The sequence below is a fragment of the Actinomadura sp. SCN-SB genome (assembly GCF_043906805.1).
Taxonomy (GTDB): Bacteria; Actinomycetota; Actinomycetes; order Streptosporangiales; family Streptosporangiaceae; genus Spirillospora.
In genome coordinates, this window is sequence record NZ_JBIMPP010000126.1 from 1 (window position 1) to 7,905 (window position 7,905).

A 7,905-nucleotide genomic window follows, 5' to 3' on the forward strand; every position below is an offset into this window, starting at 1 on the left:
GGCGGGGATGCCCGACAATGGGGGCCATGAGCGTGGGACCTGGACCCGACGACGAGCGCCCGGTGGATCTGTCCGACGACGATCTGGTGATCCTGCCGGACCAGACCTCCGACGACACCGACACCGGCTGGGGGGAGTGGCGTGGAGGCGACGACGACGATCGGCTGATCGAGGACCGTCCGCCGCACTGGTGAGGCCCAGGAGCCTTCAGACCAGCACGCCCATCACGAAGCCCATCGCGATCACGGCGGCCAGGGCGACCATCATCCGCCAGCGGTAGCGGGGGATGCGCTTGGGGCGCGGCTTCGGCGTGGGCGCCCGGCCGTCCCGCAGCGCCCGGACGACCTGCCGGGACGTCGGGCGGGCGGCGGGGTTCTTGTCCAGGCAGCGCGCGGCCAGTTCCCGCAGGGGGCCCTCCAGGTCGCCGAGGTCGGGGCGCCGCGAGGTGACCCTGCGCAGGACGGCCGCGTCCGGGCCGGTGCCGAAGGGCGGGCGTCCCGTCGCCGCGTACACGAGCGTGGCGCCCCAGGCGAAGACGTCGGCGGGCGGGCCGACCGGCTCGTCCTCGACCTGCTCGGGCGCCAGGTAGGACGGCGGCACCTCCCGCGCGGCGGTGCTCACCTTGGCGCCCTCGGGGGCGAGGATGACGTTGCCGGGGTGGAGGCTGCCGTGCATGGTGCCTTCCTTGTGCCGCCTGGCCAGTGCCTTGGCGGTACGCAACGCCAGCTTGTGGAGGTCCGCTTCGGGCAGCGGCCCGTCCTTCTCGACGGCCTGGCTCAGGGGTGTGCTGATGGCGGCGGCCTCGCCCGCTCGGGCGCCGGGGCGCTCGGGCACGGGGGCGGCGTCCGAGTCGAGCGTGCGCCGGGCGGGTTGGGTGCCGCCGCCGTCGGGCCGGATCTTTCCGGAGCCCTTCGCGCCGGTGGGCACCGGCGTGAGATGCGGGGGACGGGGTGACGCCCTCCCACGGGAGGAATCGTGCGGCACTGAAGACTCCGACTCGGCGGGGACGGACGGAACGAGCCTCCCATTTCTACCGCGTGGCCACGACATGGAGCAGCGGAACGGGCGATCTTCGCCGTCCGGCCCGGCGGCTATGCCTGGCGGGTGGTGGCGGCGACGGCCAGGTCCTCCAGGGCGAGCCGGGCCTCGCCGGTGATCGGCGCGGTGCGCAGCGCCTCCGCGGCCTCCTCGGCGTAACGGCCGATCATGGCCTCGCAGGCGGCGAGCCCGCCGGTGTCCACGATGATCCCGCGCAGCTCGGCGACCCCCGCCGCGTCCAGCCCGGGATCGCCCAGCAGCCGGTCGATCACCTCGGCCTGCGCCGCGCTGGCGCGTGCCACCGTCTGCGCCACCAGCACCGTCCGCTTGCCCTCGCGCAGATCGTCGCCCGCGGGCTTGCCGGTCTCCGCCGGGTCGCCGAAGACGCCCAGCACGTCGTCCCGGAGCTGGAAGGCGATGCCCAGCGGACGCCCGTAGGCGCGGAGGGCGCCGGTCACCTCGGGGGAGCCCCCCGCCAGCGCAGATCCCAGGTGGAGGGGCCGCTCGATCGTGTACTTCGCGCTCTTGAACTCGACCACCCGCAGCGCCGCGTCCACGGTGCCGGTGCCGCGCACGCCCTCCAGCAGGTCGAGGTACTGGCCGGACATCACCTCGGTGCGCATCAGGTTGTAGACGGCGCGCCCGTCGGCGATCCGCGCGGCGTCAAGGTCGCTGGCCTCGTACATCTCGCTGGACCAGGCCAGGCACAGGTCGCCCAGCAGGATCGCGGCGCCCTCGCCGAACGGCGCGGCGGCGCCCGGCCGGCCCTCCTGGACGGCCAGCGACTCGAAGCGCCGGTGCGCCGACGGCTGCCCGCGGCGGGTGTCGGAGGAGTCCATGACGTCGTCGTGGACGAGGGCGCTGGCCTGGAGCAGCTCAAGGGACGCCGCCGCGGTGACGATCCCCTCCCTGGGCTCCTGGCCTCCCGCGGCCTGCCAGCCCCAGTAGCAGAACGCCGGCCGGAGCCGTTTGCCACCGGCCAGCAACGCGTCCAGCGCGGCCAGCATGGGCGCCAGGTCGGGGCTGATGGAGAGCAGAGCGGGACGCTGGCCGTCGACGAAAGCCCGCAGTGCCGCGTCGACCTCCTTGCGGATGCGGCTTATGGACATGCCGTGATCGTATCTACCCCGATGTGGTCTCTTCTCCACCTGTACTGGAGTATTTCGTCGGATCCGCTGAGACTTCCGTTATTTCTGGGCGCGGGCGCGGGCGTGATATCACGCGCACACTCGGCCGGCGTTGCCGGTGGTCTTGCGATCCTTTGGGCGGTCCGGGGCGAGAAGGGGCGCCGCGCGGCACTAGGCTTGGAAGATGCCCAGCCAACGCCCTGACCGAGCCCCCACCATCCGTGAGCTGCTCGCCGCCGGTGGCAGGTCCTTCTCGTTCGAGTTCTTCCCGCCGAAGACGGACAAGGGCGTACGCAACCTCTGGCGCGCGATCCGCGAGCTGGAGACGCTGCGGCCGACGTTCGTGTCGGTGACCTACGGCGCGGGCGGCGGGACCCGCGACACGACCGTGGACATCGTGGAGCGGATCGCCACCGAGACCACGCTCATCCCGGTCGCGCACTTCACCGCGGTCAACCACTCCAAGGCCGAGCTGCGCAACCTGATCGGCCGGTTCGCCGCCGCCGGCGTCCGGAACATGCTCGCGCTGCGCGGCGACCCGCCCGGCGACCCGATGGGGGAGTGGATCAAGCATCCGGAGGGCGTGGAGTACGCCGCCGACCTGGTCAGGATGATCCGCTCGTACGGCGACTTCTGCGTGGGCGTGGCCGCCTTCCCGTACAAGCACCCCCGCTCACCGGACGTGGAGAGCGACACCCGCCACTTCGTGGCCAAGTGCCGGGCGGGCGCCGACTACGCCATCACGCAGATGTTCTTCCGCGCCGAGGACTACTTCCGGCTGCGCGACCGGGTCGAGGCGGCCGGCTGCGACACCCCGATCATCCCGGGGATCATGCCGGTCACCCAGATGAGCACCATCGAGCGGTCCGAGCAACTGTCGGGCGCGCCGTTCCCGCCCGAGGTGAGGGAGCGGTTCGAGGCCGTCGCCGGCGACCCCGAGGCGGTCCGGCGGCTCGGCATCGAGCACGCCGCCGAGCTGTGCCGGGACCTGCTGGAGCAGGACGCCCCGGGCATCCACTTCATCACCTTCAACAAGTCCACCGCGACCCGTGAGGTCTACTCGCTGCTGGACGCCCCGTCCTACACCGGTCCCTACGCGGGTCCTCCGGCGGGCTGGGACGCGGGCGCGCCGTCCCGCTCGTACGGGGCCAGCGGCAGGGTCGCGCCCATCACCGCATAGGGCGGCCCTCCACCGGGGAACACGAACCCGGTCAGCAGGTCCACCATGCCCACGGACCGGTACAGCCTGCGGGCCGGGGTGTCCTCGTCCCCGGGGTCCAGGGTGGACAGCACCACGGTCCGTTCCGGGCGTCCCTCGCACAGGGTGTTGAGCAGCCTCCGCCCGATGCCGTGCCGCTGGTGATCGGGATGGACGTGCAGCTCGGCGACCTCGAACACGTCGTCCAGCCAGCGTGCCGCGTGCGCGCCGCCGCCCGTCCGGGTCAGCGCGTCCCGGACCACGTCGTGCCACCACTGGCCGGTCTCGCCGCGGAACCCGTAGCCGAACCCCTGGAGCGTCCCGCCCGCGCGTGACAGCAGCGACCCTCCCCGGCGTTCGGCCACGACCGCCCTGAACGCGGGGTACGTGGCGTGCCGCTCCATGATGGTGTGGCGGCCGGGGAGCTGTTCGGGTGGCGGTCGCATCGCCGCCGCGTACACCGCCAGGATCGGCCCGAGCCGTCTCAGGAAGGCCCGGTGGTCGATGTCACGCAGCTTCGCATCCTTCACTTGGTAGAGAGTAGACCCGCCCGCCTTGCCGGTGTGGTGTGCGGGCGATCCCCGGCTCGCAGGGGTCAGGCGCGCGGAATCGTCCGGTGGGTGGCGGACAGGCGGTCGTAGATGTCCCACAGGATCCTGTCGGCGGCCTTCCGCAGCGAGCCGCGGTTGGCGTCGAGATGCCCGCCCCACTGGCGGGCCTCCGGTCCTAACCAGGCGTCCGTCTCGTTGAGGGTCCTTACGGCGGGGTCGAGGGCGTCCCTGAGCCTCGTGATGCCTCCGTAGGCGTCCGCGTACGCCTGGTAGAGCTCCCGGTACGCGGGGTTGGGGCGCTCGGTCGGCGGCAGTTGGGACGCGGCGGCGGAGTCCAGGGGCGGCGGGACCGCGGAAGGGGGAGGCGGCGGAGCCATGGCTAACCGGCCTCGCGTTCTGGGACGGGCGTCTCGGCGGCGGGCGGGAGGTCGAGCCTGCCGATGGCCTCGCGCGTCCGATGGCTCATCTCGGCCCCGGTGAGGACCTGGACGGCCACCGGGTGAACGCCCGCCCGGTCCGCCTCTGCCAGGAACGCCCGCAGCCACCGCACGTCCATCACCACGTGATGGCTGGCCGTGCCGAGCGACTCGCGCACTATGGCGAGCCGCGCCGGGTCGCCGTCCGCCGCCTTGAGCAGATCGGCGGCCATCGCCGGCCCGAGCCGCTCGTAGAGCCTCTCGGTGTAGTCGGGATCGCCGGCGTTCGCCTTCAGCCGAGCCCAGACCTCCTCGGGGACGGGCTTGCGGTCCTGGACGGCCGCGGCCACCGCCGGCGCGTCGGACCTGGCGGCCTTCGCCGCGTCCTGGCGGGTGGCGAAGTTGCCGAGATCGCCGCCCGCCCCGTTGGGCGTGAGCGAGGGACGGCGCGGCGGGGCCGTCGCGGGGCCGTCGCTTCGCGGACTGCCGCTGGGCGGCCTCGGTGGGGGCGGTGCCTGGACGCCGCGTCCCCGGTCCGGATGCGTGATGGCGTAGTGGTAGCGGCGGGTCAGCATGCCGAGCTGGTCGGCCGTCCACTGCGCCACCTGCTCGGCCTGCCGGTAACCCGCCGCGGACACCCCGGGCGGCGGGCGGTGCCCGTTCAGCCAGCCCCTGATCGCCGCCTGCGCGTCCTGCATCTGCTTGATCAGGTGGTTCAGCGCCGGTGGATCGATGCCCCGGAAGTCGGCGTCGCGCGCCGCCGGGCCGGTACGCATCTGCCCGGTCATGCCGCACCCCCTCGACGTGCCTCGCCCCCGGCCATCCAGGATCACATCGGCGTCACGCGCTGTCGAGCGCCTTGCGCACCGACGCCTCGTCCCGCGCCACGACCGCGCCGCCGTCGTCCGTCAGGACGATCGGCCGCTGGATCAGCACCGGGTTCGCGACCATCACCTCGATCCAGCGGGCCCGGTCCCGTTCCATGTCCTTCAGCCCGAGCTCCTTGGCGACCGGCTCGTTCAGCCTCGCCACGTCCCACGGCTCGGCCCCGATCCGCTTCAGCACCGCGTCCAGTTCCTCCGCGGTCGGCGGGTCGTCCAGGTAGCGGCGCTCGGTGTAGGCGACGCCCGCCTCGTCCAGGGCCGCCTTGGCCGTCCGGCTCTTCGAGCAGCGCGGGTTGTGCCAGATCTCCGTCATGCCGTCTCCACCCCCACATCGGCGGCCTCACCGCCGGTGATCCTCAACAGTTCCTTGTACGAGGTCGGGAACACGGTATGGGCGATGCCGCCCGCGGCCCACACCTGGTCGTACTTGTCCAGCCACACGTCCACCAGCGTCCGGACCGGCGCGGGGTGCCCGACCGGCGCGACACCGCCGATCGCCTGGCCGGTGGCCTCCCGGACGAACTCGGGCGTCGCCCGTGCGACCTTGGCCGCGCCCACCAGCGCGGCCACCTTCGCCGTGTCCACCCGGTGCGCGCCGCTCGTCAGCACCAGCAGCGGCTCCCCGTCCGCGTCGAAGACGAGGCTGTTGGCGATCGCGCCGACCGGGCAGCCGATCTGCTCCGCCGCGGCCCGCGCGGTCGGCGCCGGCTCCGGCAACTCGATGATCTCTCCCGCCGCGCCCTGCTCGCGCAGGACGGCGGCGACGCGTTCGGCGTTCGGATGCATGCCCTCACCTTAGGGCCCGGCGTCCTGAGCAGGACATTGGTATATCCGTGGTCGTGCTTTGGCGTGTGATGTCGGGACCGCGGCAACGGAATCCTTCTAAAGTGTCCGGATCCCCCTCTTGAAGGGCGACCGCGCCCGACGCGGGGGAGCCGGACGCGCGAGGGAGCCAGATGAGCGTTCTGAAAGGCACACTGCTGATCGCGGGCGGTGCGGTGCTGGTGGCGGGGTGTGCCGGAGGCTCGACGACCGCGGGCACGGCGGGGCGGACCCGCGCGCCCGCCGCGTCCCCCTCCACGGCCGGGCCGACGGCCACGCCGACGCCGACACCGCAACGGCGGACGCTCAAACCCGGGGCCAAGGGCGACGACGTCAAGCGACTGCAGCGGCGCCTCAAGGACCTCAAGTACGACCCGGGGCGCGTCGACGGCAAGTACGGGCTCTCCACTCAGATGGCCGTGTGGGCGTTCCAGAAGGTCAACCGCATCAAGGTGAGCAGCAGGGTCGGCGCGAAGACCTGGGCGGCCCTCGACGCGCCCGAACAGCCCAAGCCGATGGCCAAGAAGCGCGAGGACGACCGCGTCGACGTCGACCTGCGCCGCCAGTACCTCGTCGTCTACAAGGACGGCAAGCCCGACCTCATCACCCACATCTCGTCCGGGTCCGGCGAGTTGTACTGCGCCAAGGACCGCGGCGCCACGGTCGCCCGCTGCCGCTACGCGACCACCAGCACGGGCGACTTCCGTACGGGACGCCGCGCGTCCGGGTGGGAGACCTCACCGCTCGGGCGGCTGTACAACCCGATCTACTTCAACGGCGGCATCGCCTTCCACGGCGCCCTCGACGTGCCCCGCTACCCGGCCTCACACGGGTGCGTCCGGCTTCCCATGCACATCGCCGAGTACTTCCCGGAGCGGGTCGGGACCAACGTGCCCGTCCATGTCCGCAGGCCCCGCTGACCCCCTGGCGGCTCTCCCGCAACGGTGACCTCGCAAGATCACTGTGGGTCACACCACTCGTTCGAACGCATTGACGAATCAGCGTCAGAGCGCTTTACTGTGAATGCGTCGAACTTATGTTCGACGTGGTACGGGACTCGCGGACCGTGCCAGGGCGACGTCCCCGCCGAGACACGCGTCTCGGCGGGACGGACGGCCGGGCGGAGTGAGGGGAAGCACTCCGCCCGGCGGGCCCGAGCCGGAAGGAGGCAGTCATGTCCGGAACGATGACCGCGCGCACGGCTGAGCGGCACACCACCGCCCTGCACTCCTCAGCCGAACGCATGCCGAGCCCCCGCCGCCGCCCCCTCCAGCCGCCCCGCCCCGCGCAGACCGCGGTGGGGCAACTGCACGCCGCCCGGATGGGCCTCGCCGAGGCCGCCGAGGCCACCACGCCCGCCGTCCGGTACGTCTGCGCGCACCTGGCGGCCCTCCGCGCCGCCGCGGCGGTGCTCGCGTCCAAGGAACCCGTCGACACCCACCGCCGCGGACGCCCCCGCAGCGTCTGGGTGCTCCTCCCCGAAGCCGAACCCGCCCTGCGCGAATGGGCCGCCTTCTTCGCCGCCGGCGCCGACAAACGCGCCGCCGCCGAAGCCGGCCTCCCCCGCGCCGTCACCGCCCGCGAAGCCGACGAACTGCTCCACGACGCCGGCATCTTCGTCTCCCTGGTCGAAGACACCCTGGGCGTCCCCGGCCAACCCACCCTCCCCATCCCCGAAGCCAGCTGACGGGAGAACATCAAGCCCGCCCGAAGGGCCCCACCGGAGCCCACTGACCGGCCGCCCACACACGGCGGCCAACACCAGGAGCCGGGGCGTCGCACACCTCTTCCCCAACCACGACGCCCCGGTTTCTGCTGGGTTTATTGCAGGCGCAAGCTGCGCTCGTCGCTGGCGCTCCTCTGTGTTTG

The 7,905-nt window shown here is 72.8% G+C and carries 11 protein-coding genes; 4 read left to right on the plus strand and 7 right to left on the minus strand.

What is annotated here, in order from left to right; all coding sequences use genetic code 11:
* Positions 1 to 26 precede the first annotated feature (26 nt).
* Positions 27 to 194 (plus strand): hypothetical protein, encoded by a 168-nt coding sequence (locus tag ACGWYJ_RS38140; RefSeq protein ID WP_285693994.1) that lies wholly within the window; start codon positions 27 to 29, stop codon positions 192 to 194.
* A 13-nt stretch (positions 195 to 207) separates the two neighbouring features.
* Here the strand turns inward: ACGWYJ_RS38140 and ACGWYJ_RS38145 are convergent, their stop codons facing one another.
* Together ACGWYJ_RS38145 and ACGWYJ_RS38150 are read right to left on the minus strand one after the other, a co-directional pair.
* Positions 208 to 927, minus strand: a complete 720-nt coding sequence (locus tag ACGWYJ_RS38145; protein ID WP_395111502.1) for a protein kinase — start codon at positions 925 to 927, stop codon at positions 208 to 210.
* Positions 928 to 1,091: 164 nt separating this feature from the next.
* A complete protein-coding gene (locus ACGWYJ_RS38150) occupies positions 1,092 to 2,147 on the minus strand; it encodes a polyprenyl synthetase family protein (RefSeq protein WP_395111504.1) in 1,056 nt (351 codons plus the stop codon).
* 202 nt (positions 2,148 to 2,349) lie between these two features.
* Between ACGWYJ_RS38150 and metF the strand changes: the two genes are divergently transcribed.
* Entirely contained in the window at positions 2,350 to 3,345 is a 996-nt protein-coding gene (metF, locus tag ACGWYJ_RS38155) for a methylenetetrahydrofolate reductase [NAD(P)H] (protein ID WP_395111505.1), read from the plus strand.
* Here the strand turns inward: metF and ACGWYJ_RS38160 are convergent.
* The 5 genes from ACGWYJ_RS38160 to ACGWYJ_RS38180 all read right to left on the minus strand — a co-directional run bounded on the left by ACGWYJ_RS38160 (position 3,258) and on the right by ACGWYJ_RS38180 (position 6,000).
* Positions 3,258 to 3,893 carry a GNAT family N-acetyltransferase gene (locus tag ACGWYJ_RS38160; RefSeq protein WP_395111507.1) on the minus strand — a complete coding sequence of 212 codons (636 nt, stop codon included), beginning with the start codon at positions 3,891 to 3,893 and terminating at the stop codon, positions 3,258 to 3,260. The two genes, metF and ACGWYJ_RS38160, sit on opposite strands and share 88 nt — an antisense overlap.
* Before the next feature lie 65 nt (positions 3,894 to 3,958).
* The gene (locus ACGWYJ_RS38165) at positions 3,959 to 4,291 is read right to left on the minus strand and encodes a hypothetical protein (protein WP_395111508.1); all 333 of its coding nucleotides are present in this window, start codon (positions 4,289 to 4,291) and stop codon (positions 3,959 to 3,961) included.
* A 2-nt stretch (positions 4,292 to 4,293) separates the two neighbouring features.
* Positions 4,294 to 5,118, minus strand: coding sequence for a hypothetical protein (locus ACGWYJ_RS38170; RefSeq protein WP_395111510.1), 825 nt, complete (start codon positions 5,116 to 5,118; stop codon positions 4,294 to 4,296).
* 52 nt (positions 5,119 to 5,170) lie between these two features.
* The gene (locus ACGWYJ_RS38175; protein ID WP_285694001.1) at positions 5,171 to 5,527 is read right to left on the minus strand and encodes an arsenate reductase family protein; all 357 of its coding nucleotides are present in this window, start codon (positions 5,525 to 5,527) and stop codon (positions 5,171 to 5,173) included.
* A complete protein-coding gene (locus tag ACGWYJ_RS38180; RefSeq protein ID WP_395111511.1) occupies positions 5,524 to 6,000 on the minus strand; it encodes a YbaK/EbsC family protein in 477 nt (158 codons plus the stop codon). Before ACGWYJ_RS38180 ends, ACGWYJ_RS38175 begins: the two co-directional genes overlap by 4 nt.
* Before the next feature lie 170 nt (positions 6,001 to 6,170).
* On the opposite strand from ACGWYJ_RS38180, the gene ACGWYJ_RS38185 reads away from it, so the two are divergent.
* Positions 6,171 to 6,956 (plus strand): peptidoglycan-binding protein, encoded by a 786-nt coding sequence (locus tag ACGWYJ_RS38185; RefSeq protein ID WP_395111512.1) that lies wholly within the window; start codon positions 6,171 to 6,173, stop codon positions 6,954 to 6,956.
* A gap of 254 nt (positions 6,957 to 7,210) precedes the next feature.
* The gene (locus ACGWYJ_RS38190; RefSeq protein WP_395111514.1) at positions 7,211 to 7,723 is read left to right on the plus strand and encodes an SAV_6107 family HEPN domain-containing protein; all 513 of its coding nucleotides are present in this window, start codon (positions 7,211 to 7,213) and stop codon (positions 7,721 to 7,723) included.
* Positions 7,724 to 7,905 lie beyond the last annotated feature (182 nt).